Here is a 25,146-nt window from a genome sequence, read left to right as displayed (position 1 = left end):
GGCGCATGGGAAAAATCACAATTGCGATAGACGGACATTCCTCCACGGGAAAGAGCACCATTGCCAAACGTTTGGCCAAGACCCTTGGCTATATTTATGTGGACACGGGAGCCATGTACAGGGCCGTGTCCCTCTATGCGCTGAACCATGGACTTATAGATGCCGAAGGGGAGATAGATGTGCCTGCATTGGTCCAAAAATTACCACAGTTAAAGCTCAGGTTTGTCCCCAATGCGGATTTGGGAATTTCGGAAATGCACCTGAACGGCGAAAATGTGGAAAGAGAGATCCGATCCATGAAAGTCTCCGGGTATGTCAGCAAAGTAGCCGCCATCAAGGAAGTGCGCGAAATGCTCGTCGGGATACAACAGGAGATGGGCAAGGACAAGGGCATTGTGATGGACGGAAGGGACATCGGCACCGTGGTCTTTCCCGATGCGGAGCTCAAATTGTTCATGACGGCATCCCCGGAGACCCGGGCGGCAAGACGCTATAAGGAACTGTTGGACAAAGGGGAGGAGGTCACCTATGACGAAGTGCTCAAGAACGTGCAGGAACGGGACAGGATAGACTCCACCCGTACCATTTCTCCCTTAAAAAAAGCCAAGGATGCCATTGAGTTTGACAACGGCGACATGGGATTAGAAGAACAGTTTGAACGCATCTACGATTTTTCCCAACGTGTGATTGCGAAGCTGGGGTGAGATTGGCTGAAATTTAAGGTAGACTTACAACCCTTGTTAGGGGCATTGTTTTTAACCTCGTTAAAAATTCAGTCAAATATTTTTTCAATTAGAGTAATCAAAATTATAAATCCAATTACAACTCCTGCAACTGCGAGATATAATTTCATTACTTTTTTTTCGTCTCTAAAGTCTGAAATAATATGAGATTCTGTATTAGCAACAATTCCGTTTTCCATTAAAATTTGGTCAACTTTTTCAACATCAGAATCGAGTAAGAAATATCTAATCCCAATGTCAATAGATTGTTGTTCATTTATTTCAGCGTAATACTTTATTCCTCTTTTCTGTAATTCAGATTCGAATATGATTTTGTCTTTCAATAAAACATAAAGTTTGTAATGTTCCTTATGTTTTATATTAAAATTATTTTTAAACAAAGTTGTGTTCTTAATTTATCTAATGTTCAAGATATGAATCTGTTTGTAACGATTTATATCGACTGATGAGTGAAGTTAATATTTATTATTCAGAATTCAATTCAAACAAAAAAGACGCCTTTAGGCGTCTTACTTTTCATGAAGTAAATATGAGGTTTCCATGACTTTCCCTACAATATGTTTAAGTTTCGATTCTTTATGGTCCGGTTTTCTCAACTCCAAAACACTTCGGGTTTAATATAAAAAACGGTATCTATAAAATAGAGCATATCATGGTGGGTAAGCACGTTTTCATCATGCAAGTCCTCTAAAATGATTCCCAGTTGTGGGTGGAAGTAGTCGTGGTTCCTGGTGTTTTCAAAACCATTATTGGTCAAAAATGCCTTTACCTGTGTCAAATCAGTAAGGCTATCCGCTTTTACGAACGGTTGTTTTACCACTGCGTAAAGTTCTTTTTCCTTTTGATGAAAACCCAATAATTGATATGCGGTATCGGCAAAGAAATAATTGTGGAGCATGAGATTGAGGAAGTAATCTTCCCAAGAAGCGTAGTAAATGGCATCGTTGAGCTTAAGGACAAATTGTTCACTTTGGATGTACACTTTTTGTTCCGCACCTTCGGAAATGTATTTGTCCTCCTCTACATCGGTATAGAACAAGTCGTTTTTTGCGGCAAAGGTTAGGAGCTTCTCTGTTTCTTCTGCTTTGTTTTGGTGTTTTTCCTCAGCCATTGGGCCTGTTCTTTGGCTTGTTCTAAGGTAATGGGCAATTGTTTGGATAAGTGCATCATAGCTATTGCCGCTCTTTCCTGAAATGATAGTTTGTAGTTCATATTTTACAGATTTTAGGTCCATATCGTGCTTCATCCAATTCAAAGATAGTTTTTTGCCGCAAATTAGCTTTGGTCAAGTGTCTCTTCGAAAGGTTGGCCTTTGTCTTGTCACCAACGTTTTCTGATTGCCCCATTTGATTATAGGGTAGTTGAAAATACTTGATTTAGCCTAATAACAGGTAGTACTAAAAACAAAAAGACGCCCTCAGGCGCCTTTCTTTTTTATGATGTGACAATATCCTATAAGTTCGGGATCACCAACACCTGATCGGGATGGATCATATCCGGGTTTTTCAGGATGTTCGTGTTCGCCTCAAAAATCTTGTTGTACTTCATGGCATCCCCATAATAGTGCTTCGCGATCTTGCTCAACGATTCCCCGCTTTTCACGGTATGCCTATGGTAGACCGACTCGTCCGCCACGGTGATGTTGGCCTTGATGTCCGAAGGTTTTTCGCCCCCGATCTCCTTTATTTTGTCCCATAGCATGTTCTTTTCATAGGGGGTGGCAGCCACTCCCTTGATTTTCAGGACGCCATTGTCCTCGGTAACATCACCATCCTTTATGTTCAGTTTAAGACCGAGGTCCAGAACGGGCTGATACTTTGCTTTTGCGCTCATGTTTTTCTTATTTTATAGTTAATAATTAGAACCCTCAAGATAGCCATTATGCACCTATTTTACCATTAAATTATGGTAATACTTTCTTTATGCCAACCTTTGGCGCCATAGGCTTTGTGAATCAATAAATTAATTGTATTTTTGCACACCTTTTTTGACAAGGAAGCAAGAGGAAAAGGGAACTGGAACATTTTTAAAAACCACTTTCGCGGTGATTGTCCAACTCTTGTAAAGCGCGGAATACAAATTTGAATCAGCACATGGCTGAAGAAAAAACAACCGTTGAGGTAGCAGAAACTGCCGCAACCCCAGAAGTAAAAGAAACACAACCCAAACAAGATCCACAGGAATTCCTGGCCAATTTTGATTGGGACAAGTATGAAGAAGGAATTGAGCGCGTAGATGACAAAAAGCTCAAGGAATTCGAGACCCTTGTGGAGGAAAATTTCGTGGACACTGCCGATGAGGAAGTAGTCGAAGGAACAGTGGTGCACATGACCGACCGTGAGGCCATCATTGACATCAATGCAAAATCCGAAGGGGTCATCTCCTTGAACGAGTTCCGTTACAACCCCAACCTAAAGGTTGGTGACAAGGTTGAGGTACTCATCGATATCCGTGAGGACAAGACGGGCCAATTGGTGCTTTCCCACAGAAAGGCAAGGACCATCATGGCTTGGGATCGCGTTAATGCCGCCCACGACAAGGAGGAAATCGTACAAGGTTTCGTAAAATGTAGAACCAAAGGAGGTATGATCGTTGACGTTTTCGGAATCGAGGCGTTCTTGCCAGGTTCCCAAATCGATGTGAAGCCTATCCGTGACTACGATCAGTACGTAGGAAAAACCATGGAGTTCAAGGTAGTGAAGATCAACCACGAGTTCAAGAACGTAGTGGTTTCCCACAAAGCCCTGATCGAAGCGGACATCGAAGAACAGAAGAAAGAGATCATCGGCCAATTGGAGAAAGGCCAAGTATTGGAAGGCGTCGTGAAGAACATCACTTCTTATGGTGTGTTCATCGACCTAGGTGGCGTGGATGGTTTGATCCACATTACCGACCTTTCTTGGAGCAGGATCAACCACCCCAACGAGGTTGTTGAACTTGATCAGAAATTGAACGTGGTTATCCTTGATTTCGATGATAACAAGTCAAGAATCCAATTGGGTCTTAAGCAATTGGAGAAACACCCATGGGATGCCCTTGGTGATGAGATCAAAGTAGGTGACAAAGTAAAAGGTAAAGTAGTGGTAATCGCCGACTACGGTGCCTTTATCGAAGTGGCCGAAGGAGTGGAAGGTCTGATCCACGTTTCTGAAATGTCCTGGTCAACGCATTTGCGTTCTGCCCAAGACTTCGTGAACGTTGGTGACGAGGTAGAGGCCGTTGTCCTTACCTTGGACAGGGAAGATCGCAAAATGTCTTTGGGTATCAAGCAATTGACCCCAGACCCATGGACCGATATCACTTCCAAATATCCAGTGGGATCCAAGCACAAAGGAATCGTTCGTAACTTCACTAACTTTGGTGTTTTCGTAGAGTTGGAAGAAGGAATCGACGGGTTGATTTATATCTCCGACCTTTCTTGGACCAAAAAGATCAAGCACCCATCCGAGTTTGTTGCCGTTGGTGACACCTTGGAAGTGGAAGTTCTTGAACTGGATGTTGAAGGACGCAAGTTGAGCCTAGGTCACAAGCAGACCACAGAGAACCCTTGGGACAAGTACTCCGAAGAGTTTGCTGAAGGTACCATCCACAAAGCTGCCATTGCAGAAGTAGTGGACAAGGGAGCTACCATCAACTTCAATGAGGATATTGTTGGATTCGTTCCACAACGTCACATGGAAAAAGAAGATGGTAAGAAACTTGTAAAAGGTGAAGAAGTAGAGTTCAAGATCATCGAGTTCAACAAAGATTTCAAGCGAGTTGTGGCCAGCCACACCGCTATCTTTAGGGAGCAAGAAGAGAACAATGTAAAAGCGGCCAAGAAGAGATCTTCCTCTTCCGATGAGGCGGCACCCACCCTTGGTGATGCCAATGCCCAGTTGCAAGCATTGAAGGATAAAATGGAAGCTGATTCCAAGAAAAAGTAATCAGGTTTTCCTAAAAGCAAAAGCCCCGCTGGAAACAGTGGGGCTTTTTTTTGTGTCGTTGCCATTCTAAAGAATTGCTTACTTTTGCATACAACAGAGTCGGTCGCAAAACCTATGAGCCAAAAAGTACTTCTCACTTCAAAGGAAATCAACATCATACTGCACCGGCTGGCCTGTCAGCTATTGGAAAACCATTTGGACTTTACGGATACGGCACTTATAGGCATACAGCCCAGGGGCGTATTTTTGGCCGAAAGGTTGGCCAAGATCCTGAAGCAGGAGTATGAGGTGAAGGACATTCCCCTAGGTTTTTTGGACATTACCTTTTTTAGGGACGATTTTGGACGTGGGGAGATCCTAAAGGCCAACACCACCAAAATGGACTTTCTGGTCGAGGACAAAAAAGTGGTTTTCATTGACGATGTGCTGTACACGGGAAGGAGCATCAGGGCCGCCCTCACGGCGATACAGTCCTTTGGAAGACCGAAGAGCATCGAACTGCTCACCTTGATCGATAGGCGCTTTAGCAGGCATTTGCCCATACAGCCCAATTACAGGGGCAGGCAGGTGGATGCCATCAACAACGAAAAAGTAAAGGTGATGTGGGAAGAAAATGATGGGGAAGATATTGTATATTTAGTAAGCAAATAGAACAATGAGCGAATTGAGTGTAGATCACTTGCTGGGAATCAAATATCTGAACAAGAAGGATATAGAGCTCATTTTTGAAACAGCGGACCATTTCAAGGAAGTCATCAACAGGTCCATAAAGAAAGTGCCCACTCTCAGGGATATCACCATTGCCAACATCTTTTTTGAGAACAGCACGCGAACACGGCTTTCCTTCGAGTTGGCTGAAAAGCGATTGTCCGCCGATGTGGTCAATTTTTCCGCAGGCCAGTCCTCGGTAAAAAAGGGAGAGACCCTCATTGACACGGTGAACAATATCCTCTCCATGAAAGTGGACATGGTGGTGATGCGCCATCCCAACCCCGGTGCGGGCATATTCCTTTCAAAGCACGTCAAGGCAGCCATTGTGAATGCCGGTGACGGGGCGCATGAGCACCCTACCCAGGCCCTCTTGGATTCTTTTTCCATACGGGAAAAACTAGGCGACGTTGGCGGGAAGAATGTTGTCATAGTCGGGGACATTCTACACTCGAGGGTGGCCCTTTCAAATATCTTCGCATTGAAACTGCAAGGCGCCAATGTCAAAGTCTGTGGACCGAAGACCCTTATTCCCAAGCACATTGGATCTTTAGGGGTCACCGTGGAAACTGATTTGAAGAAGGCCCTGCAATGGTGCGATGTGGCCAATATGCTCCGTGTCCAGAACGAACGGATGGATATCAGTTATTTCCCCTCCACCCGCGAATATACCCAGCAATTTGGGGTGAACAAGGAGCTGCTGGACAGCTTGGACAAACAGATTGTGATCATGCACCCAGGACCCATCAACCGTGGGGTGGAGATCACAAGTGATGTTGCGGATTCCGACCAATCCATCATTCTGCACCAAGTGGAGAATGGGGTGGCCATCCGCATGGCAGTACTCTATTTATTGGCATCAAAAATTAAGTAAGATGATTTTCGACAAAGAAGGAACGACCACCATTGTTTTTCAGGAGAAAACCTCACTTTCCACTTTCATGGCGAACCTGAAAGACGCTTACCCCAAGTTGAAACACGACAATATTGTCGTCAACCTGTTTTCGTTCAACAAACTGACGACAAATGATATCTTGGAGTTTCTGGATATTTCGAATACACACAAGGTGTCTGGAAAATCTTTCGTATTGGTTACGGACAGGGTTTCCTATGATGAGGTACCTGATGAGATCAGCCTTGTGCCAACCCTCCAAGAGGCCAAGGACCTCATTGAAATGGAGGAAATAGAAAGGGATCTGGATCTATGAGGTTGACCATTCTAGGTTGTTATGCCGCGACACCAAGAACGTTTACCAATCCTACCTCCCAGGTCCTCGAAATACAGAACCATCTTTTTTTGATCGATTGTGGTGAAGGAACCCAGGTGCAGTTGCGAAAGTACCGGGTCAAGTTTTCCAGGATCAAACATATTTTTATTTCCCACCTCCATGGCGATCATTTTTTCGGGTTGCCCGGGCTTATTTCCACTTTTAGGCTTTTGGGGCGGGAAAACGAACTACATATTTATGGGCCCAAGGGCATCAAGGAAGCCATTACCCTTTTATTGAAGTTGGGTGATTCGTGGACGAATTTTCCACTTATCTTCCATGAGGTTGAATCAAAGGAAACAACACTTTTGTTTGAAGATGATAAGGTCGGTGTGCATACCATTCCCTTGGATCATCGAATCTATACCAATGGGTTCCTGTTTAAGGAAAAGGAATCCCCCCGTACCTTGGATGTGGAGGCGGCCAAGCATTTTGGAGTCGATAGGAGCCAATACATCAAAATAAAGGAAGGCGCCGATGGCATATCCAAAAATGGGGATATTGTACCCAACGTGAAACTCACTTTGGACCCGCCAAAGGCGAAAAGCTACGCATATTGTAGCGATACCGCTTACAAAGAAAGTGTGGTGCCGTTAATTGAGAACGTGGATACACTTTATCACGAGTCCACTTTTTTGGACTCTGAGGTACATCTTTGTGCAAAAACCAAACATTCCACGGCCAAACAAGCGGCCCAGATTGCCCAGCAGGCCCAAGTGGGATGTCTGGTTTTGGGACATTATTCCACAAGGTACAAATCCATCGAACTTTTTAAGGAGGAAGCGCAAGAGGTGTTTTCAGAGGTGGAATTGGCGGACGATGGGAAGGTTTTTGAGTTCTGACACGTACAGCCTGTAAAGCAACCATTTCCAGGTAGTTGCATCTTAGGGTTAAAATCTGTTGCTCATGAAAAAAGTCATCCTTGCAAGTATTTACTTCCTATTTGTCTTATTGGCATCCTGTAATGACAATGATGATGACCATGGAGAAAGTTCAATGGCCGATCTGTTGGGCCAATGGAGCAACACCTACGATCAAGGCGATGGAAAAAGAATTTCTTCCTATACATTTATGGGCGACTCAACCTATGAATTCAGATCGGATTCCTTTGGCTTTAATGGAAAGCCAATAACAGAACTTACAGGGTTTTCAGAAGTTTCAGGCGTTTTTGAAGTTGAAGGCGACAGCTTGATTTTACAGGCAGCACAATCCGAAGGGGTGTTCAAAAGTAAGTTTTGGATAAAGGACGATGTGCTCCATTTGGAATATATTTCATACCCTGCCGATGCTCCCGTGCTTACCCAGATGGAATACGATAGAATAGATTGACAATCTTCATTTCTGTCTTCCAATGATTGTAATAAAAAAGAACTCTTTTTTTACCACACTATCTTTTGTTGAGATTTGAATTTTGCCGAAATTCACATCATGCAAAAAGACCTTGGCAATTACAGGAAATCCTACGAAAAGAGCGAGCTGACCGAAGGTTCCATCAAAGAGAACCCTTTGGAACAGTTCCAGAAATGGTTCTATGAAGTGGAGGCGTCGGACGGGGTGGATGAGCCCAATGCCATGACCGTTTCCACAATCGGCTTGGACGGGTTTCCAAAGAGTAGGGTCGTATTGATGAAAAAATATACCCACGAAGGGTTCATTTTCTATACCAACTACAATAGCGAAAAGGGACGTGCCATTGCGGCCGACCCTTCGGTGTGCCTTTCCTTTTTCTGGCCCAATATGGAGCGGCAGGTCATCATCAAGGGAAATGCGGAAAAGATAGCGGAAAACCTTTCCGATGGCTATTTCGAGTCCAGGCCCTTTGGGAGCCAGTTGGGGGCCGTCGTCTCCAACCAAAGTGACGTGATCGGTTCCAGGGAGGTGTTGGAAAAGGAACTGGAGGCATTGGAAAAACGGTACGAAGGGCAGACCATTGAAAGGCCGCAGTACTGGGGCGGGTATTTGGTAAGGCCCATTTCCATTGAATTTTGGCAGGGAAGGCCCAATAGGTTGCACGATAGAATCAGATATACCCTCCAAGAAGATCACGACTGGAAAATAGAACGTTTGGCACCTTAAATTTCACTACGATGAAACAATTGATATTGATGAGGCATGCAAAATCCTCATGGGACTACGAGGTCTCCGATAAGGACAGGCCCTTGCGGCAAAGGGGCATCAACGATGCACACCTGGTGTCAAAAACATTCAAGGCCCATGCGCCAAAATTGGATTTCATCTATTCGAGCCCGGCCATCAGGGCGCTCCATACCAGTATGATCTTTGTCAGGAACTTTGAGTTTGACCTGGCCCATTTCAGGGTGGACAAATCGTTGTATGATTTTTCCGGGGACAGTGTCCAACGTTTTGTGGAACAATTGGACAATGGCATGGAGACAGTGGCCCTATTTGGGCATAATTATGCTCTTACTTCACTTGCAAATGCATGGGGAGATCAGTATATTGACAACGTTCCCACTGCAGGACTGGTACACATTACATTTGGTGTGGACGATTGGTCCAAAATTTCCAAGGGCACCACAAGACAAATGGTCTTTCCAAAACAGTTGAGATAATAGATGATAAAAACAAAGAATGAATATATAAACAGGGAGATCAGTTGGTTGCGTTTTAATGCAAGGGTACTCCAGGAGAGCAATGACAAAAGGGTGCCACTGATCGATCGGCTTCGGTTCTTGGGAATCTTCAGCAATAACCTGGATGAATTTTTCAAGGTAAGGTATGCCACCGTGAAACGGATCGTGGATGCCGGGAAAACCGGAAAAAGTGTGTTGGGTGGGGAAAGGGCCAACGACCTTCTGGAAGAGATCACCAAGATAGTGATAGACCAACAGGCGAGGAGTCTTGAGATTTTCAAGGCCATTGAAAAGGAGCTCAGGTCGGAAAACATCTTCATCATCAATGAAAAAGAGGTAAGTGAGAGCCAAGCAGAGTTCATACGCGACTACTATTTCAAGAAGGTGAACCAAGAGTTGATGACCATTATCCTCAACGATCTTACGGAATTCCCGCTGCTCAAGGACACGGCGGCCTATTTGGCCGTAAAAATCGTGATGAAGAACGGTTCTGGACAGGGCAAACACAACCGGTATGCCCTGATCGAGATCCCAAAGGGAATCGATCGTTTTGTGGTATTGCCCAAAGAAGGGGATAAGAACTACATCATCATTTTGGACGACCTTATCCGTTTCTGCTTGGACAATGTCTTCACCATGTTCGAGTTTGAATCCATCTCGGCTCACATGATCAAGATCACCAGGGATGCCGAGCTGGATATCGACAATGACCTGAGCAAGAGCTTTATCGAGAAAATCTCTTCCAGTGTGGAGCATAGAAAAATAAGCGACCCGGTCCGTTTTGTCTATGACAAAAAGATAGACAAGGATACCCTCCAGTTCCTGAAGGAGAAAATGGATATCATGGGAACGGACAGTGTTATACCAGGGGGTCGGTACCATAATAGACGGGACTATATGGGCTTTCCCAGCTTGGGAAGGCACGACCTCATGTACGAGAAAATAGAGCCATTGCCCGTAAAGGGGTTGAGCATGAAAGGGAGCCTTTTGGAAATGATAGCCCACAAGGACTATATGATCTATGCCCCTTACCATACGTTCAGTTACGTGACCAAGTTTTTGAGGGAAGCAGCCTTGGATCCCAAGGTCCGTAATATCAAGATTACCATCTACAGATTGGCAAGCGATAGCCAGATTGCATCCGCACTGATCAATGCGGCAAAGAACGGAAAACACGTGACCGTTCAGATTGAGTTGCAGGCAAGGTTTGATGAACAGAACAACATCGAATATGCCAACTATCTGCAGGCTGAGGGTGTTCATCTGATCTTCGGGGTGCCCGGATTGAAGGTGCACAGCAAAATCTGTATGATAGAGCGTGAAGAGGGTCATGGGATCAAGCGATATGGCTTTATCAGCACTGGGAACTTTAATGAGTCCACGGCCAAAATCTATACAGATTACACCCTTTTTACGGCCCACGAAGGCATTTTGAAGGATATGGGCAAGGTTTTTGATTTTTTTGAAACCAATTACAAGATCAACAAGTACAAGCACCTTATTGTTTCCCCACACTATACCAAGTCCACCTTCATCAAACTCATCGATAAGGAGATTAACAATGCCAAGCAGGGAAAGGAGGCCTACATCAAAATAAAGATGAACAGCCTTACCTCCTATAAAATGGTGGACAAACTCTATGAGGCAAGTAGGGCCGGGGTGAAGATCCAGATGATCATCAGGGGCATTTGTTGTCTTATTCCGGGAATAGAGGGTATGAGCGAGAACATTGAGGCCATCAGTGTGGTGGACAAGTTCTTGGAGCATCCCAGATCTTTCATTTTTGCCAATGGGGGCAATACCAAGGTCTATATCTCCTCTGCGGATTGGATGACCCGGAACCTCGATTTTAGGGTCGAGGTGGGCTGTCCCATCTATGACGAGGACATCAAACAGGAATTGTTGGATACTTTCGAAATCTCTTGGAGGGACAATATGAAGGCCCGGGTCCTATCGGCAAAGCAGGACAATGCTTACCGACAAAAAGCGAAGGGCGAGCCTGGATTTCGATCGCAGATTGAGATGTACCATTACTATCAGAAGAAATTGGAATCATAATACCGTTTGAATTTGGTCATACGCAAATTTGCCGCTATAGACATTGGGTCAAATGCCATAAGGTTGTTGATCAACAATGTCATTGAACAGGAGAACAAACCCACGGCCTTCAAGAAGAGTGAACTCGTTCGGGTGCCTGTCCGTTTGGGTGAGGATGCTTTTCTTAGGGGAAAGATTTCTGAAAGGAACGTGGATCGGCTGGTCAGCACCATGAAATCCTTTGACCTGTTGATGCAGGTGTACGGGGTGGAAAAATACATGGCTTGCGGCACTTCTGCCCTTCGGGAAGCAAAGAACGGACGCGAAGTGGTGGAGCGGGTCATGAAGGAGACCGGAATGAAAATCGAGCTGATCGATGGAAAAAAGGAAGCCCTTATCATAGCTTCCACCGACCTGAAGGATATTATCAAGAACGATAGGATGTATCTCTATGTCGATGTGGGCGGGGGCAGTACCGAGTTTACCATTTTTGACAAAGGGAAACCAGTGATGTCCCATTCCTTTAAGATCGGTACCGTACGTATCTTGAGCAACCTAGTGGATGATACCGTTTGGGAGGAAATCAAGGCCTGGATAAAGACGAACGTCCCCATGGATGGAAAGTTGGAGATCATTGGTTCAGGTGGAAACATCAATAAGCTTCATAAAATGTCCGGCCGGAAAATAGGCCAGCCCTTATCCTACATCTGGCTGAACGCGCAATACCACTTTCTGAACAGTATGGCCTATGAGGATCGTATTTCCGAATTGGGCCTTAACCAGGATAGGGCGGATGTGATCATCCCCGCGACCAAAATATTCCTGAATGCCGCAAAGTGGAGCAAGGCCAAAAAAATCCATGTGCCCAAAATAGGTCTGGCGGATGGCATGATCAAAACGCTATACTACCAATAGTGCGGGAGCTACCCGTGCATGGTCTCTTTTTTTCCGAGGTTTTTCATAAGTTCCGCTTCATGCTCCAACAGGGCCTGCCATTTTTGGTCCACTTCCTTTTTGTCCCCATATTTCCGGGCAAAGGCCAGAAACATGGTGTAATGATTGGCTTCGCTGACCATTAGGTTTCGGTAAAAATCAGCAAGCTCTTTGTCCTGGATCTCTTCGGAAAGTAAACGGAAACGTTCACAACTTCTGGCCTCGATAAGGGCCGCGTAGAGCAGTTTGTGTACCAGATGGGTTTCCCGGCTTCCGCCTTTGGGGAAGAATTTCATGAGCTCGATCACATATTCATCCTTCCGCTCACGGCCCAACACCCAGCCTCGGTTGAGGATTTTGTCATGCACCATGTTGAAATGCCCCATTTCCTCCCTGGCCAAAGCCGTCATTTCCTTCACCAATTCCGACTTTTCAGGGAAACCAATGATCAATGAAATGGCAGTACTGGCAGCCTTTTGTTCGCAATAGGCATGATCCGTAAGTATTTCCTCAATGTTTTTTTCAACGATGTTTACCCAGCGTGGGTCGGTAGGTAGCTTAAGGCCTAGCATGCGTATGTGTTTGAAATTTTGAGCTACAAAGATACGAGTATTGCGGCAGGATGTTTAGAAATCCAGGTCGAACTCTTTGCGGAGCAGGTCAATCGCGGGATTCTTCTCCCTTAATTTTTCATACTTCTCCGCTGGGGTAAAGGCAAACTTTTTGGCCACTTCCTCGTTCACGGTAATGTGCAGGGTGATGGAATAATTGTTGAGTTTTTGTTTCAGATAGTCCATCATTAGGCTCTGTTCCCGCTCCACCTCTTTTTTCATGGTGCTGTTGGGAAGCTCAATCCAGATGGTGCTTCCGTTTTTCAGTTTGGGAACATCGGTATTGAGGTTACTGGCCAATATTTTTCTTCCCTGGTTTTCCAATTGGTGGACAAAATCATCCCAATGTTGTTGCATGTCCTCCTCGGTAAAGGCATCCTTTGGGAGATCTTCCTCGGACACCTCTGGAGATTTACTGCCCTCATGGGCCTTTTTGACCTTGATACTGGAGAGTGAAAGGCCCGAAACCCTTTTTTCTGGGATCTTGATCTGGATTTTCTTTACAGGCTCATAGGCCTCCTCGGGTTCGGCAACCACTTCTTCTTTCACTGGCTCGCTTTCTGGTTTGGCCGGCGAATCAACAGTTTTATGGACAGTGTCATTGTTTTGTGTTGGCTTTGTTCCATTGTTCGGCGAGCCTTTGACCACACTCAAAAAATGAGAGGCCGGAATTATGAAATCAGCGTTTTTTTTTTCTCCATCAAAAGTGATGGAGGCTAATTTCATTAAGGTAAGTTCTACAAGCAGTCGTTGGTTTTTACTGCCCTTGTATTGCAGGTCGCAGGTATTGGCCATATCCAGCGCCTTCAATAAAAATTCCTTGGAGGCTTTTTGTGCTTGTTGCTGATAGTGGGTCTTTACATCTTCGCCTACTTCCAATAGATTCAATGTATCTGGGAGCTGGCAGACCATCAAATCCCTAAAATGGGAGGCGAGGCCCGATATGAAATGATGCCCATCGAAACCGAGGGACAGCGTTTTGTTGAACAGGAGTAAGAGCTCTGGAATGTTGTTTTCCAAGATCAGGTCCGTAGCTGAAAAATAAATGTCATAGTCCAGCACGTTCAGGTTTTCGGTGACGGCTTTACGCGTGAGCTGTTTGCCCGAAAAACTCACGACCCGATCAAAGATGGAAAGGGCATCACGCATAGCACCATCCGCCTTTTGGGCGATAATGTGAAGGGCGCTTTCCTCGGCCTCCACACCTTGTTGCTCTGCGATGTATTTGAGGTATTCCGAGGCATCCTTTACGGTAATTCGCTTAAAATCAAATATCTGACATCTGGAAAGGATGGTGGGGATTATCTTGTGCTTTTCTGTGGTGGCCAAAATGAAAATGGCATGCTTCGGGGGTTCTTCCAAGGTCTTCAAAAACGCATTGAAGGCCGATTGGGAGAGCATATGTACCTCGTCAATGATGTACACCTTGTATTTGCCCACTTGTGGTGGTATGCGGACTTGGTCGATCAGGCTCCGGATGTCGTCCACGGAATTGTTGGAAGCGGCATCGAGTTCAAAAATATTGAAGGCAAAGTCCTCGTCTTCCCGTTCCGTTCCATCCTGGTTGATTTTTTTGGCCAAGATACGGGCGCAGGTGGTTTTCCCAACCCCCCTAGGTCCGCAGAACAATAGGGCTTGGGCCAGATGGTTGTTCTCAATGGCATTCAACAGGGTGTTGGTGATGGCCTCTTGGCCTACCACATCCTTGAATGTCTGGGGACGGTATTTTCTAGCGGATACGATAAAAGGTTCCAAAGCGGGAAAATTGAGATACTACAAATATAAAAATAGGAACGGGCAAAGCCATTGGTATGTGACTTGGATACCCTTTTTTTATTAACAATTGGATTACCTTTGCGGGAGCAGGCCACCTTATCGTCCCGATTGTATCGGGGAGGAAAGTCCGGACACCATAGTGCAGCATAGCGGGTAACGCCCGTCCGCCGTGAGGCGAGGACAAGTGCAACAGAAAGCAAGTACAGTTCGGCTGTAGTGAAATCAGGTAAACTCTATGCGGTGAAACGCCATGTAAACCAATGACTGAGGGCTGCACGCCCAAGTTGGAGGGTAGGCGGTTGGAGCCTTTGGGCAACCAAAGACCTAGATAAATGATAAGGGGTCCCGAAAGGGATTACAGAATCCGGCTTATGGCCTGCTTTTTTTTACTCGATGATCGAGATTAAAATGTTTCGGGATGTTTCGGGTTTTATCTTGAAATCAAAATGTGTTTTACTACCGATGCATTGGGTCTTTCCCAAGATAATTTATTGGAAAAAACTAAAAATGCTTCCTCCGTATTTCCGTTTTTCGGAAAAATTGGGGTGCGATGAAAGGTCTGTTTGGTCCGAATGTTCCACGATCAACAAGCCATCCTCCAGCAATAGATTCCTTTCCAAGACCAAATCAACGATTTTTAAAAATTGGGCTTGATCAAAACTATAGGGTGGGTCGGCAAAAATGATGTTGAACTTCTCGAGGGTACGTTCCAAATACTTGAACACATCTGACTTGATGGCATCGATGGGAAAATCCAGTTCTTTTGCAGTCTTGGAGATGTATTGCACACAGCCTGGAAAGCTGTCCACAGCAATGATTTCCCCGGCATCCCTGGAAGCAAATTCAAAACTGATATTGCCTGTGCCTGAAAATAGGTCGAGGACCTTGAGGCCGTCAAAATAGTAGCGGTTGTTCAATATATTGAACAAGCCTTCCTTGGCCATGTCCGTGGTGGGCCTGACCGGAAGTTTTTTTGGGGCTGCCAGTCGTTTGCCTTTGTATTTTCCAGAAATGATCCGCATCAAAGGGTACTTAAGATGGAAAAGTCGATGACCTCGTTTTCCAGCTCCTCCAAAGGAAAGGAAGGGCTGTTGGGTACAAAAACGGACACTTGCCCAATATATTGGTGGCAAAGTTCGTATATGGGATCACCTTCCTCAATGGCCCCGAACATCTTTAATTGCATCTTTTCCGGATTCAGCTGTAATTGTTCCAAGCTGAAGAGGAGATAGTAGAGAAAATCATTCTGGGTTTTATACTCGAACTGGTTGTAAAAGAGCAGTTTTTTATCGGAAACGATCATCACTTCCATTTCCTTTTCCGAAACCTGCACGTAGCATACGGGACCTATCACGGTCCTACCTTCGTTCAACAGTGCAGAAATAAGTACGGTGCCGCTATGCTTGAACTCAAATTCACCAAAGAGGTCAAAAATATAGTTGTTGATATTGGTGTAGGGGATATAGACGTTGACGATGTCCTGATTGGGAATCTCGTCATAGGCGATGAGGTCGTTTGCCATGATCTTGGCGTTGAACTTTAGGTAGTTCGGGAGCTCTTCCTTGTTAAAAAAAGGTTTAGGTACCAGTCCGAACATGTTGTTCTTATGGATGACCATCACTTCGGAGAAGCTGCTCCCCACCTCACCGTCCTGGCCTAGTTTGGCTTTGAGTTCCTTGAGCATTAAATAGGGGGTAGCCTGTGTTTTGAAGACTATTTTCTCGAAGGCGAGGATCTTGTTCGTAATAGTGTCCGTCACACAAAAAGAAAGTCCATTCAAGCCAGCTTGAATGGACAATTTTCTATGGGTGCTATTTGCTTTTGACTTTTCTATATCAATTGTCTTTTCTATCATAGATGGGTGGCCAGTTACCATTGGTGCTCACATCGTTCAACGAACCGACCTTGATTTCGGCACCGTTTACCTCTTCCACACTCTGTAGGGCATTTTCCCTGGCTACCAAATCTGCAGGCTGGTCGTATAGCACTACATTTTTCTTCACCTTCGCCTCAAAAACGGGTGCTTTGTATCCACTCTTGTCAATGATCTTCGCCTCCATCTCAAACTTTTCGCCATTTTGGGCATAAGGAACGTTCATCATGGTCTTGTAACGGTCGTCAGCTCCAAAGAGGGAATCTTTTACTTTGACTGTTCCCAAAGTATCAATGATTACAGTATCTTGTTGCATATCAATTTGATAGGCCTTGTCGTACCTCATAAAAGAGGAGTCCCTTTGGGATGTGATCGTGTAACTGCCAGTATCGATAAATTGTATAAGGCTCTCAAAATTATTGGCATATTTTCCATTCACTGTTTTGTAGGCTTCTTGGGAATCCCTAATATCCTTAAGTTTAGCAATGATTTTGGAAAATCTTTCTTTTCTTACTTTGTTGAACTCGATGGGAGCATTTATGGACTGATAGATTTTGTAACCGAGAAAAATGCTCAAAAGCGCAAATACAATAATCAGTACGGGCTTTATTTTTTGGGGTAAAAATCTGTCAATCAAGAATACAAGCCCTAAGGTCACAAGGCATATTAATACTACAATAAGAATTAAGTTTAACATATCTGATACTGTCTTTCAAAGTTAATTTAGTGGTTACCGACAAATCTACAATTTTTTTTTATTCAGGAAACTTTTTGCTTTAAAAAACCATGCTATCTTTAAAAGCGATGAAGGATACCAATGCACTCGAATTTTTAAGAATTTTAACTGAAAAATTTCCCCACGAACCTACACAAAAGCAGGACTTGGCCTTGCAAAAACTGGCCCGTTTTGTACTGGAGGCAAAAAAGGACACGGTTTTTCTGTTGAAGGGTTTTGCAGGGACGGGAAAGACGACCTTGGTGGCCACTTTGGTCAGTAGTCTATGGAAGGTGAAGATGGGTTCTGTACTAATGGCGCCGACTGGGCGTGCAGCTAAGGTCATGTCCGTGTATTCGGGAAATCAGGCCTTTACCATACACAAGAAGATCTATTTTCCAAAGAAACAATCAGGGGGTGGGATCCAATTTGTCCTGGCCCCCAACAAGCATCGGAACACCATATTTATTGTGGACGAAGCTTCCATGATCCCGGACACCCCGGCCGATTCCAAGCTTTTTGAAAATGGCTCCCTGTTGGATGACCTTATCTATTATGTCCACTCGGGACACAATTGTAGATTGATCCTTATAGGGGACACTGCGCAGTTGCCTCCGGTAAAGCTGGACATGAGCCCGGCATTGGATGAAGACCGCTTGTCCTTAAATTATGACAAGGAAGTCGAATGCCTCGAATTGGACGAGGTGATGAGGCAGACGGATGGCTCCGGTATCCTTCACAATGCCACCAATCTCAGGGAACAGTTGCAGTCCCAATTTTTTGAGGAGTTCAAGTTTGAATTGGGTGGCTACAAGGATATAGTGAGGCTCATTGATGGTTCGGAGATACAAGAGGCCATAGACGCTTCCTATGGCCAGAACGGGAAGGAAGAAACGGCAATCATAGTACGGTCCAACAAAAGGGCCAATCTCTATAACCAGAACATTAGGGAGCGCATTCTCTTTTTGGACAATGAACTCGCCGTTGGGGATTATATGATGGTGGTGAAGAACAATTATTTTTGGCTCAGCCCCAACTCTGAGGCAGGATTTATTGCCAATGGGGACATTATAGAGGTGTTGGAGCTTTTTGCCATAAAGGAGTTGTACGGATTTTTGTTTGCCGAAGTCAAGGTAAAGATGGTGGATTACCCCCATCAAAAGCCCTTTGAGACTGTTCTTTTGCTGGACACCATCAACGCGGAGAGCCCATCACTTTCCTATGAGGACGGGAACAGGCTTTACCAAGAGGTCCTTAAGGATTATGCCCATGAGAAAACAAAGTACAGACAGTTTATGGGAGTCAAGAACAATAAGTATTTCAATGCGCTACAGGTGAAATTTTCCTATGCCATAACCTGCCATAAATCGCAGGGAGGGCAGTGGGATACCGTATTTGTGGAGCAGCCCTACCTTCCGAACGGGGTGGACAAGGATTATTTGCGATGGCTCTATACAGCGGTAACAAGGGCAAAGCGTCAATTGTACCTTATAGGTTTCAAAGATGATTTTTTTCTTGATTAGGAATATTCTATTTTAGACATCGCCATGAACATTGAACCGGACACCATTATAAGTATATTTTTGGGAATAGGACTCGCGGCATCCGTTGGGTTTCGGGTGTTCCTGCCTCTTTTCGCCCTCAGTTTGGCAGCATACTTGGGAGCTTGGGACCTCAATGAAAATTGGCAGTGGATAGGAAGTTTGGCGGCCCTGATCACCTTTGGGGTTGCGACCCTAGTGGAGATATTTGCCTATTTTATTCCATGGGTGGACAATGCCCTTGACAGTCTGGCCATTCCCTTGGCCGCGATTGCAGGCACGGCGGTCATGGTGTCCACAGTGACCAATTTGGACCCAGTGGTCACATGGTCCTTGGCCATCATAGCTGGTGGAGGAACGGCCACGGCCATAAAAGGAGCAAATGCGGCCGGAAGATTGACCTCTTCCGTCACCACAGGGGGATTGGCCAATCCTTTGGTGTCCACCATTGAGACAGGGGCCGCTGTTACCGTGTCCACGGCATCCATTCTAGTGCCACCCATAGCGGCCATTTTGGTCATCATCATATTGGTGGGCATTTTTAGGATCTATAGAAAACTTCGACCCAAAAAATAACCGTTACACAAAAAAGTAAGAGACGTGAAAGTAATCTCCATGATACCGGCCCGGTACCAGGCCTCAAGATTTCCCGCAAAACTGATGCAGGACCTATCGGGAAAACCGGTCATCGTCCGAACCTATGAAGCCGCATTGGGCACCGGTCTTTTTGATGAGGTGTATGTGGTCACCGACAGCCCTGTAATCTCTGGGGCCATTTCAGAAATAGGGGGCAGTGTCATCATGAGCAAGAAAAAGCATGAAAGCGGTAGCGACAGGATCGCGGAGGCTGTGGAGGACATGGATGTGGATATTGTAATCAACGTCCAAGGGGACGAGCCTTTTATAGACAAGTCAAGTCTGGAAAAGGTTATCCAGGTTTTTAAAAATGACCCGACAAAAGAAATCGACCTAGCCTCGTTGATGACCCCCATAACCGATTGGGATGAAATATCGAACCCTAACACGGTCAAGGTCATTGTGGACAATCAAAGCTGTGCGCTCTATTTTTCCCGGTCACCCATTCCCTATCCCAGAGACATGGATGTCAAGGTACCCTATTACAAGCACAAGGGAGTATATGCCTTCAGGAAAAAAGCATTATTGGATTTTCAGCAATTGCCCATGCTGCCCTTGGAGGCCAAGGAGAAGATAGAGGCCATCCGATTTTTGGAATATGGAAAAAAGATAAAAATGGTGGAGACCAATATCACAGGAATAGAAATAGACACCCCTGAAGATCTGGAAAACGCCAGAAGAGTATGGAAGTAAACTTCAAGGACATAAAGGTAATAGGTTTTGATGCCGATGACACCCTTTGGGTGAACGAGACCTATTTTAGGGAAACCGAGGAAAGGTTCGCCGAACTTTTGGGCGAATATGAGACCAAGAACAAGGTAGACCAAGAACTCTTCAAGATGGAGATGGCCAACTTGGAAATCTACGGGTATGGCATCAAAGGCTTTATGCTCTCCATGATCGAATCGGCATTGGATCTCTCCAATAACAGGGTTCCCCAAGAAACCATTTCAAAAATATTGGAACTCGGCAAAGAAATGATCGCCCATCCCGTGGAGCTACTGGATGGTGTGGAAGAAGTACTCTCCAAATTAGTGGATAAGTACAGGTTGATCGTATTGACCAAAGGCGACCTTCTAGATCAGGAACGCAAACTGGAGAAATCTGGACTTTCCAAGTATTTTCACCATGTGGAGGTCTTGAGCGATAAAAAGGAAAACAATTACAGCAACCTGTTGGAACATTTGAACATAGATGTGGGCGAGTTTTTAATGGTAGGCAATTCCCTGAAATCGGACATATTGCCTATCTTGAACATAGGGGCAAGTGCTGTGCACGTGCCATTCCATACCACATGGGTACATGAAATGGTGCCAGAGGAACAAGTGAACGGACATTTGAAACTGAACAGTCTCAGGGACATCTTGAAGTATTTGGATAACTGATGAACATAGAAAGCAATTTGAAAAAGCAGATCATAACCTCATTGGATAAGACTACATATAGAAACTTTCCCATGGTACCCAAGGTCGTCTTCGGACCGGGATGTTTTTCCCAATTGGGGGATATACTCCTTCCCATGCGGAAAAACTCAGAAGCCCCTTTCATTTTTCTGGTGGACGACTTTTTTGAAAACAGGGAGTTTGTCTCAAGGATCCCCCTGATGTTGAACGACGAGATTATATTCATATCCGCCGAAGAAGAACCCAAAACGGAACAAGTGGATGCGTTGGTCACACAGATAAGGGAAAAATACGATGAGATGCCATCAGGTGTCATCGGTATAGGAGGGGGAACACTTTTGGACTTGGCAAAGGCCGTGGCCATTCTCTTGAACAACAAGGGCTCCGCCAAGGACTACCAAGGATGGGACCTAGTGCACAGACCCTCCATCTACCATGTGGGAGTGCCCACCATTAGTGGCACAGGAGCTGAAGTTTCCCGTACGACAGTGTTGCTGGGTCCCGATAAAAAGTTAGGGATCAATTCGGATTATACCACCTATGATCAAGTACTGTTAGACCCCGATCTAGCGAAGACCGTACCAAAGGAACAATGGTTCTACACCGGGATGGATTGCTTTATCCATTGCGTGGAATCACTTACAGGAACCTACCTCAATGCGTTTAGCCAGAGTTATGGGGAAAAGGCCATGGAGCTTTGCAAAGAGGTGTTCTTGGACGATATTTCGGATAGCGACTCCCGCGAAAAATTGATGATGGCCTCTTGGCACGGGGGGATGAGTATCGCATATTCCCAAGTAGGTATAGCACATGCCATGAGTTATGGACTCTCCTATTTGTTGGGGGTCAAGCATGGGTTGGGCAACTGTCTGGTGTTCCGGCACCTTGGGGAGTTTTATCCAGAAGGAGTGGCCATTTTTGATCAGATGATGCAAAAGCACGGCATACAATTGCCGCAAGGCATCTGTGCCGATCTATCACAAGATGATTTTGATATGATGATCAATGTGTCGTTAGGGTTGGAGCCCCTATGGGAAAATGCCTTGGGGAAAAATTGGAAGGAAATCATCACGCCGGCCCGATTACAGACCATGTACCAAAAAATTTGACCTGCTCACAAAAGGGCAGGACTATATAGACCATGCAAAGACTGGCCAAGTTTATTTATTTTAAGGTCTTGGGCTGGAAACTGAACGGCTTCTTTCCCGACGTGGACAAATGCGTGGTCATCGTAGTGCCCCATACCCATTGGCTCGACTTTTTTTTGGGGCTTTTGGTACGAAAGGTCGTGGGGAAGGAAATCAACTATATAGCCAAAAAGAGCCTGTTCGCACCACCGTTTGGGTGGTTTTTTAGGTGGACGGGCGGAGCCCCGGTAGATCGTTCCAAAAATTCCAACATGGTGGACAGTGTTTCCCAGATTTTTAACGAAAGAACGGTTTTTAGGTTTGCCCTGGCCCCGGAAGGGACACGTAAAAAGGTGGAAAGACTAAGGACTGGATTTTATCATATAGCGAAAAAGGCGCAAGTGCCAATTGTCATGGTCGCTTTCGATTTTGGCAAGAAAGAGGTGAAGATAGGGGAACCTTTTCGTCCTACGGATAATATGGAAGAGGATTTTGGAAGGATACACCAATTTTACGAAGGGGTAACGGGCAAGGTAAGGGAGTACAGTTTTCTGTAGGAACATCGGGAAACTTTTGCATAAAAAATGTAAATTGACAGTTTTGTGATCTACAGGCGCCATTAATCTTTTTGGACCTGTTGTTGGTCTAAAAAATTAAGGTTTCTTCCATGAAAATTGGGAATATTAACCATCTGACAAAAAAATGCCCATTCATCAATTGAAATGATTGTGGGTTGAGAGATGAAACACGTTTTTTGCAAACAAAGTTTACTTAAAAATCAAAATAAAGGAAATCGATAACAGACGTTAAAAAAATATTAGGATGCAGATAAAGGAGAACAGTACGGTGTACGATGCGATAGTGGTCGGATCGGGAGCTGGTGGCGGCATGGCGACCAAGGTACTTGCCGATGCGGGCCTTAAGGTGGCCGTGGTCGAGGCAGGCCCTTTTTTCGACCCTGCGGACCCGGAGCAGAAGACGCAGTTGCGCTGGCCGTACGAGTCGCCCAGACGTGGAGCGGGCACGGTACGTCCCTTCGGGGACTTCGATGCCGCCTATGGGGGCTGGGAGATAGAAGGGGAGCCCTACACGCACAAGGACGGCACCAAGTTCGATTGGTTCCGTTCACACATGCTCGGCGGTCGCACGAACCACTGGGGGCGGATATCGCTCCGTTTCGGCCCGGACGACTTCAAGCACAAGAGCATCGATGGGCATGGGGATGACTGGCCCATCAGCTATGACGATGTAAAGCCCTATTACGACAAGGTGGACAAGCTGATCGGGGTGTTCGGCACCAACGAGGGGCTCCGCAACGACCCTGACGGATTCTTCCTTCCCCCGCCAAAACCAAGATTGCACGAGCTGTTCTACATCAAGGGGGCGAAGAAGTCCGGGGTGCCGGTGTACCCCTCACGGATGTCGATGCTCACCAAGCGTATCAACAACGAGCGCGGGGTGTGCTTCTATTGCGGACAGTGCTCAAGGGCCTGTCAGGTGTATGCGGACTTTTCGGCAGGTACCTGCCTGATCTTCCCAGCGCAGAAGAGCCGTGGCCAGGTGGACCTGTTCGTGAACTGTATGGTGAGGGAGGTCACCGTGGACAGCGAAGGGCGTGCCACGGGCGTGTCCTATATCAACAAGGAGGACCGCAAGGAATACAAGCTCAAGGGCAGGGTAGTGGTGCTCGGAGCCTCGGCCTGTAGCACGGCCCGCATCCTGTTGAACTCCAAGAGCCCACAGCACCCCAACGGACTGGGCAACAGCAGCGACCATGTGGGCAAATACCTGCACGACTCCACGGGCGGTGACCTGATGGCCTTCGTGCCCGACCTGATGAACCGCAAGGTGTCCTACAACGAGGACGGGGTGGGCGGTATGCACGTCTATTCCCCCTGGTGGGGCGACAACTCCAAGTTGGACTTTCCCCGGGGCTACCACATCGAGATATGGGGCGGCATGGGGATGCCCGGCTATGGTTTCGGTTTCAACGTGAACGAGTTCAACAAGTTCTTCGGGACAAAAGTGGGCGGCTATGGGGACATCCTCAGGAGCGATGCCAAGAAATACTACGGGGCGGTGGTGGGCCTCAGCGGGAGGGGGGAATCCATCGCCCTGAAGGACAACTACTGCGAGATCGACCCTGCGGTGGTGGACGAATGGGGGATTCCCGTATTGCGCTTCCACTACAAATGGTCGGACAACGAACGTAAGCAGGCCAAGCACATGCAGGACTCCTTCGAGGAGATCCTGACCAACATGGGCGGTGAGGTGATCGGTGGCAAGGCAGGAAAGGAACGGGACTATGGACTCCACGCTCCCGGTCGGATCATCCACGAGGTGGGCACCACCCGAATGGGGGACGACCCAAAGACCTCGGTGACCAACAGGTACCAACAGTTGCACGACGTGGACAATGTCTTTGTGGTGGACGCCGGGGTGTTCACCTCGCAGGCGGACAAGAACTGTACCTGGACCATATTGGCGCTCTCGTGGAGGGCCTCGGAATACATAGTGGAGCAATTGAAACAACAAAACCTGTAAGGAAATGGACAGAAGGAAGAGTCTGAAATCGATAGTATTGGGGTCCGTGGCCGGAGGATTGGCCATACATGGCTGCAGGCCGGAGCCCACAGTTCCTGAAGTAGGGGCACAAGAGGTCCCTATGCTGAAGTGGCGGACGCCGAAGGAGAACGAACAGCTGGCCGAACTGCATGCAGAGCAGTTTTTCAATCCCCATGAGGCGGAGACCCTCACGGTGCTGTGTGACCTGATATTGCCCGGCAGCGAGGAATATAAAAGTGCCTCGGATGCAGATGTGGTATCTTTCATAGAGTTCATGGCCAAGGACATGCCAACGATGCAGGTGGACCTTCGCGGTGGCCTGATGTGGCTTGACCACAGGAGCAACCTGGACCATGGGGTTGAGTTCAAGGCGGCCACCAAAGAACAGCAGAAGGCCATATTGGACACCATTGCGTATTATGACCCGGAGGTGCCGGGCAACGAGCGGCCCTTTGAAGTGAACTTCTTCTCCATGGTAAGGAACCTGACCATGACAGGGTTCTACACCTCGAAGATCGGGATAGAGGAGCTGGGCTACAAAGGGAACATGCCCAATGTGTGGGACGGGGTGCCGGACGATGTACTGGAACAGCACGGGGTGTCCTATGACCCGGAGTGGCTGGCCAAGTGCGTGGACCAAAGCAAGCGCAACATCGTGGCCGAATGGGACGAGAACGGAAATTTGATTAC

The 25,146-nt window shown here is 46.3% G+C and carries 27 protein-coding genes and 1 other RNA gene; 20 read left to right on the top strand and 8 right to left on the bottom strand.

The genetic code is table 11. The features are described 5' to 3' along the window. The first annotated feature begins 5 nt into the window (after nucleotides 1-5). A complete protein-coding gene (cmk, locus tag D2V93_RS09810) occupies nucleotides 6-704 on the top strand; it encodes a (d)CMP kinase (RefSeq protein WP_072882887.1) in 699 nt (232 codons plus the stop codon). A 68-nt stretch (nucleotides 705-772) separates the two neighbouring features. On the opposite strand, the gene D2V93_RS09805 is transcribed toward cmk, so the two are convergent. From D2V93_RS09805 to D2V93_RS09795, 3 genes are all read right to left on the bottom strand, one after another. Beyond that, nucleotides 773-1,066 carry a hypothetical protein gene (locus D2V93_RS09805; protein WP_147377399.1) on the bottom strand — a complete coding sequence of 98 codons (294 nt, stop codon included), beginning with the start codon at nucleotides 1,064-1,066 and terminating at the stop codon, nucleotides 773-775. 269 nt (nucleotides 1,067-1,335) lie between these two features. Then, complete coding sequence (locus D2V93_RS09800; protein ID WP_245750759.1) at nucleotides 1,336-1,989, bottom strand: putative polyvalent protein kinase domain-containing protein; 654 nt, start codon at nucleotides 1,987-1,989, stop codon at nucleotides 1,336-1,338. 206 nt (nucleotides 1,990-2,195) lie between these two features. Next, on the bottom strand, nucleotides 2,196-2,576 hold the full coding sequence (locus D2V93_RS09795; protein ID WP_072882890.1) for a LysM peptidoglycan-binding domain-containing protein: 381 nt from the start codon (nucleotides 2,574-2,576) through the stop codon (nucleotides 2,196-2,198). A 260-nt stretch (nucleotides 2,577-2,836) separates the two neighbouring features. On the opposite strand from D2V93_RS09795, the gene rpsA reads away from it, so the two are divergent. The 10 genes from rpsA to D2V93_RS09745 all read left to right on the top strand — a co-directional run bounded on the left by rpsA (nucleotide 2,837) and on the right by D2V93_RS09745 (nucleotide 12,191). Further along, nucleotides 2,837-4,669, top strand: coding sequence for a 30S ribosomal protein S1 (gene rpsA / locus D2V93_RS09790; protein ID WP_072882892.1), 1,833 nt, complete (start codon nucleotides 2,837-2,839; stop codon nucleotides 4,667-4,669). Between the two features lie 114 nt (nucleotides 4,670-4,783). Continuing rightward, a complete protein-coding gene (pyrR, locus tag D2V93_RS09785) occupies nucleotides 4,784-5,320 on the top strand; it encodes a bifunctional pyr operon transcriptional regulator/uracil phosphoribosyltransferase PyrR (protein ID WP_072882893.1) in 537 nt (178 codons plus the stop codon). A gap of 4 nt (nucleotides 5,321-5,324) precedes the next feature. Further along, nucleotides 5,325-6,251, top strand: coding sequence for an aspartate carbamoyltransferase catalytic subunit (locus D2V93_RS09780; RefSeq protein ID WP_072882895.1), 927 nt, complete (start codon nucleotides 5,325-5,327; stop codon nucleotides 6,249-6,251). A 1-nt stretch (nucleotide 6,252) separates the two neighbouring features. Continuing rightward, complete coding sequence (locus D2V93_RS09775; RefSeq protein WP_072882897.1) at nucleotides 6,253-6,585, top strand: ribonuclease Z; 333 nt, start codon at nucleotides 6,253-6,255, stop codon at nucleotides 6,583-6,585. After that, the gene (locus D2V93_RS09770; RefSeq protein ID WP_119619371.1) at nucleotides 6,582-7,487 is read left to right on the top strand and encodes a ribonuclease Z; all 906 of its coding nucleotides are present in this window, start codon (nucleotides 6,582-6,584) and stop codon (nucleotides 7,485-7,487) included. The genes D2V93_RS09775 and D2V93_RS09770 overlap by 4 nt, the downstream gene beginning before the upstream one ends. A 64-nt stretch (nucleotides 7,488-7,551) precedes the next feature. Continuing rightward, a complete protein-coding gene (locus tag D2V93_RS09765) occupies nucleotides 7,552-7,974 on the top strand; it encodes a hypothetical protein (protein ID WP_119619370.1) in 423 nt (140 codons plus the stop codon). Nucleotides 7,975-8,073: 99 nt separating this feature from the next. Next, a complete protein-coding gene (gene pdxH, locus D2V93_RS09760) occupies nucleotides 8,074-8,721 on the top strand; it encodes a pyridoxamine 5'-phosphate oxidase (protein ID WP_119619422.1) in 648 nt (215 codons plus the stop codon). 11 nt (nucleotides 8,722-8,732) lie between these two features. After that, the gene (locus D2V93_RS09755; RefSeq protein ID WP_072882902.1) at nucleotides 8,733-9,218 is read left to right on the top strand and encodes a SixA phosphatase family protein; all 486 of its coding nucleotides are present in this window, start codon (nucleotides 8,733-8,735) and stop codon (nucleotides 9,216-9,218) included. A 3-nt stretch (nucleotides 9,219-9,221) separates the two neighbouring features. Further along, nucleotides 9,222-11,297 (top strand): polyphosphate kinase 1, encoded by a 2,076-nt coding sequence (ppk1, locus tag D2V93_RS09750; RefSeq protein ID WP_119619369.1) that lies wholly within the window; start codon nucleotides 9,222-9,224, stop codon nucleotides 11,295-11,297. Nucleotides 11,298-11,309: 12 nt separating this feature from the next. Then, nucleotides 11,310-12,191: a Ppx/GppA phosphatase family protein gene (locus tag D2V93_RS09745; RefSeq protein WP_119619421.1), complete on the top strand. Its 882-nt coding sequence runs from the start codon at nucleotides 11,310-11,312 to the stop codon at nucleotides 12,189-12,191. An 8-nt stretch (nucleotides 12,192-12,199) separates the two neighbouring features. Here D2V93_RS09745 and D2V93_RS09740 read toward each other — a convergent pair whose 3' ends face one another. After that, nucleotides 12,200-12,781 carry a MiaE family protein gene (locus tag D2V93_RS09740; protein ID WP_119619368.1) on the bottom strand — a complete coding sequence of 194 codons (582 nt, stop codon included), beginning with the start codon at nucleotides 12,779-12,781 and terminating at the stop codon, nucleotides 12,200-12,202. A gap of 54 nt (nucleotides 12,782-12,835) precedes the next feature. Further along, entirely contained in the window at nucleotides 12,836-14,575 is a 1,740-nt protein-coding gene (locus tag D2V93_RS09735) for a DNA polymerase III subunit gamma/tau (RefSeq protein WP_119619367.1), read from the bottom strand. 104 nt (nucleotides 14,576-14,679) lie between these two features. Between D2V93_RS09735 and rnpB the strand changes: the two genes are divergently transcribed. After that, nucleotides 14,680-14,983: RNase P RNA component class A (rnpB, locus tag D2V93_RS09730), an RNA gene on the top strand. 101 nt (nucleotides 14,984-15,084) lie between these two features. Here the strand turns inward: rnpB and D2V93_RS09725 are convergent. The 3 genes from D2V93_RS09725 to D2V93_RS09715 are packed head-to-tail and all read right to left on the bottom strand — an operon-like array spanning nucleotide 15,085 to nucleotide 17,079. Next, nucleotides 15,085-15,618 carry an RsmD family RNA methyltransferase gene (locus D2V93_RS09725; RefSeq protein ID WP_119619366.1) on the bottom strand — a complete coding sequence of 178 codons (534 nt, stop codon included), beginning with the start codon at nucleotides 15,616-15,618 and terminating at the stop codon, nucleotides 15,085-15,087. Then, a complete protein-coding gene (locus tag D2V93_RS09720; protein ID WP_245978181.1) occupies nucleotides 15,618-16,451 on the bottom strand; it encodes a DUF3822 family protein in 834 nt (277 codons plus the stop codon). Before D2V93_RS09720 ends, D2V93_RS09725 begins: the two co-directional genes overlap by 1 nt. Beyond that, nucleotides 16,432-17,079 (bottom strand): hypothetical protein, encoded by a 648-nt coding sequence (locus D2V93_RS09715; RefSeq protein WP_072882941.1) that lies wholly within the window; start codon nucleotides 17,077-17,079, stop codon nucleotides 16,432-16,434. The genes D2V93_RS09720 and D2V93_RS09715 overlap by 20 nt, the downstream gene beginning before the upstream one ends. Before the next feature lie 194 nt (nucleotides 17,080-17,273). Between D2V93_RS09715 and D2V93_RS09710 the strand changes: the two genes are divergently transcribed. From D2V93_RS09710 to D2V93_RS09675, 8 genes are all read left to right on the top strand, one after another. Continuing rightward, nucleotides 17,274-18,707: an ATP-dependent DNA helicase gene (locus D2V93_RS09710; protein ID WP_072882912.1), complete on the top strand. Its 1,434-nt coding sequence runs from the start codon at nucleotides 17,274-17,276 to the stop codon at nucleotides 18,705-18,707. A gap of 30 nt (nucleotides 18,708-18,737) precedes the next feature. After that, on the top strand, nucleotides 18,738-19,301 hold the full coding sequence (locus D2V93_RS09705; RefSeq protein WP_119619420.1) for a DUF4126 domain-containing protein: 564 nt from the start codon (nucleotides 18,738-18,740) through the stop codon (nucleotides 19,299-19,301). Nucleotides 19,302-19,340: 39 nt separating this feature from the next. Continuing rightward, on the top strand, nucleotides 19,341-20,054 hold the full coding sequence (gene kdsB / locus D2V93_RS09700) for a 3-deoxy-manno-octulosonate cytidylyltransferase (protein WP_177190124.1): 714 nt from the start codon (nucleotides 19,341-19,343) through the stop codon (nucleotides 20,052-20,054). Continuing rightward, the gene (locus tag D2V93_RS09695; RefSeq protein ID WP_119619364.1) at nucleotides 20,045-20,746 is read left to right on the top strand and encodes an HAD family hydrolase; all 702 of its coding nucleotides are present in this window, start codon (nucleotides 20,045-20,047) and stop codon (nucleotides 20,744-20,746) included. The genes kdsB and D2V93_RS09695 overlap by 10 nt, the downstream gene beginning before the upstream one ends. Further along, on the top strand, nucleotides 20,746-21,873 hold the full coding sequence (locus D2V93_RS09690) for an iron-containing alcohol dehydrogenase family protein (RefSeq protein ID WP_245978179.1): 1,128 nt from the start codon (nucleotides 20,746-20,748) through the stop codon (nucleotides 21,871-21,873). Before D2V93_RS09695 ends, D2V93_RS09690 begins: the two co-directional genes overlap by 1 nt. A gap of 32 nt (nucleotides 21,874-21,905) precedes the next feature. After that, nucleotides 21,906-22,448 (top strand): 1-acyl-sn-glycerol-3-phosphate acyltransferase, encoded by a 543-nt coding sequence (locus D2V93_RS09685; protein WP_119619363.1) that lies wholly within the window; start codon nucleotides 21,906-21,908, stop codon nucleotides 22,446-22,448. A 265-nt stretch (nucleotides 22,449-22,713) separates the two neighbouring features. Beyond that, nucleotides 22,714-24,435 (top strand): GMC family oxidoreductase, encoded by a 1,722-nt coding sequence (locus D2V93_RS09680; RefSeq protein WP_119618971.1) that lies wholly within the window; start codon nucleotides 22,714-22,716, stop codon nucleotides 24,433-24,435. A gap of 4 nt (nucleotides 24,436-24,439) precedes the next feature. After that, nucleotides 24,440-25,146: gluconate 2-dehydrogenase subunit 3 family protein (locus D2V93_RS09675; protein ID WP_119619066.1), on the top strand; the 707-nt coding region annotated here is incomplete at its 3' end.

Origin of the sequence: Flagellimonas taeanensis (assembly GCF_003584105.1) — a bacterium.
GTDB lineage: Bacteria > Bacteroidota > Bacteroidia > Flavobacteriales > Flavobacteriaceae > Flagellimonas > Flagellimonas taeanensis.
This window is presented reverse-complemented; position numbering and strand designations above follow the sequence as displayed.

Coding starts and splice junctions, on each gene's coding strand:
- cmk (WP_072882887.1), top strand. CDS start 6: ATGGGAAAAATCACAATTGCGATAGACGGACATTCCTCCACGGGAAAG.
- D2V93_RS09800 (WP_245750759.1), bottom strand. CDS start 1,989: ATGAAGCACGATATGGACCTAAAATCTGTAAAATATGAACTACAAACT.
- D2V93_RS09795 (WP_072882890.1), bottom strand. CDS start 2,576: ATGAGCGCAAAAGCAAAGTATCAGCCCGTTCTGGACCTCGGTCTTAAA.
- rpsA (WP_072882892.1), top strand. CDS start 2,837: ATGGCTGAAGAAAAAACAACCGTTGAGGTAGCAGAAACTGCCGCAACC.
- pyrR (WP_072882893.1), top strand. CDS start 4,784: ATGAGCCAAAAAGTACTTCTCACTTCAAAGGAAATCAACATCATACTG.
- D2V93_RS09780 (WP_072882895.1), top strand. CDS start 5,325: ATGAGCGAATTGAGTGTAGATCACTTGCTGGGAATCAAATATCTGAAC.
- D2V93_RS09775 (WP_072882897.1), top strand. CDS start 6,253: ATGATTTTCGACAAAGAAGGAACGACCACCATTGTTTTTCAGGAGAAA.
- D2V93_RS09770 (WP_119619371.1), top strand. CDS start 6,582: ATGAGGTTGACCATTCTAGGTTGTTATGCCGCGACACCAAGAACGTTT.
- D2V93_RS09765 (WP_119619370.1), top strand. CDS start 7,552: ATGAAAAAAGTCATCCTTGCAAGTATTTACTTCCTATTTGTCTTATTG.
- pdxH (WP_119619422.1), top strand. CDS start 8,074: ATGCAAAAAGACCTTGGCAATTACAGGAAATCCTACGAAAAGAGCGAG.
- D2V93_RS09755 (WP_072882902.1), top strand. CDS start 8,733: ATGAAACAATTGATATTGATGAGGCATGCAAAATCCTCATGGGACTAC.
- ppk1 (WP_119619369.1), top strand. CDS start 9,222: ATGATAAAAACAAAGAATGAATATATAAACAGGGAGATCAGTTGGTTG.
- D2V93_RS09740 (WP_119619368.1), bottom strand. CDS start 12,781: ATGCTAGGCCTTAAGCTACCTACCGACCCACGCTGGGTAAACATCGTT.
- D2V93_RS09725 (WP_119619366.1), bottom strand. CDS start 15,618: ATGCGGATCATTTCTGGAAAATACAAAGGCAAACGACTGGCAGCCCCA.
- D2V93_RS09720 (WP_245978181.1), bottom strand. CDS start 16,451: ATGATAGAAAAGACAATTGATATAGAAAAGTCAAAAGCAAATAGCACC.
- D2V93_RS09710 (WP_072882912.1), top strand. CDS start 17,274: ATGAAGGATACCAATGCACTCGAATTTTTAAGAATTTTAACTGAAAAA.
- kdsB (WP_177190124.1), top strand. CDS start 19,341: ATGATACCGGCCCGGTACCAGGCCTCAAGATTTCCCGCAAAACTGATG.
- D2V93_RS09695 (WP_119619364.1), top strand. CDS start 20,045: ATGGAAGTAAACTTCAAGGACATAAAGGTAATAGGTTTTGATGCCGAT.
- D2V93_RS09690 (WP_245978179.1), top strand. CDS start 20,746: ATGAACATAGAAAGCAATTTGAAAAAGCAGATCATAACCTCATTGGAT.
- D2V93_RS09685 (WP_119619363.1), top strand. CDS start 21,906: ATGCAAAGACTGGCCAAGTTTATTTATTTTAAGGTCTTGGGCTGGAAA.
- D2V93_RS09680 (WP_119618971.1), top strand. CDS start 22,714: ATGCAGATAAAGGAGAACAGTACGGTGTACGATGCGATAGTGGTCGGA.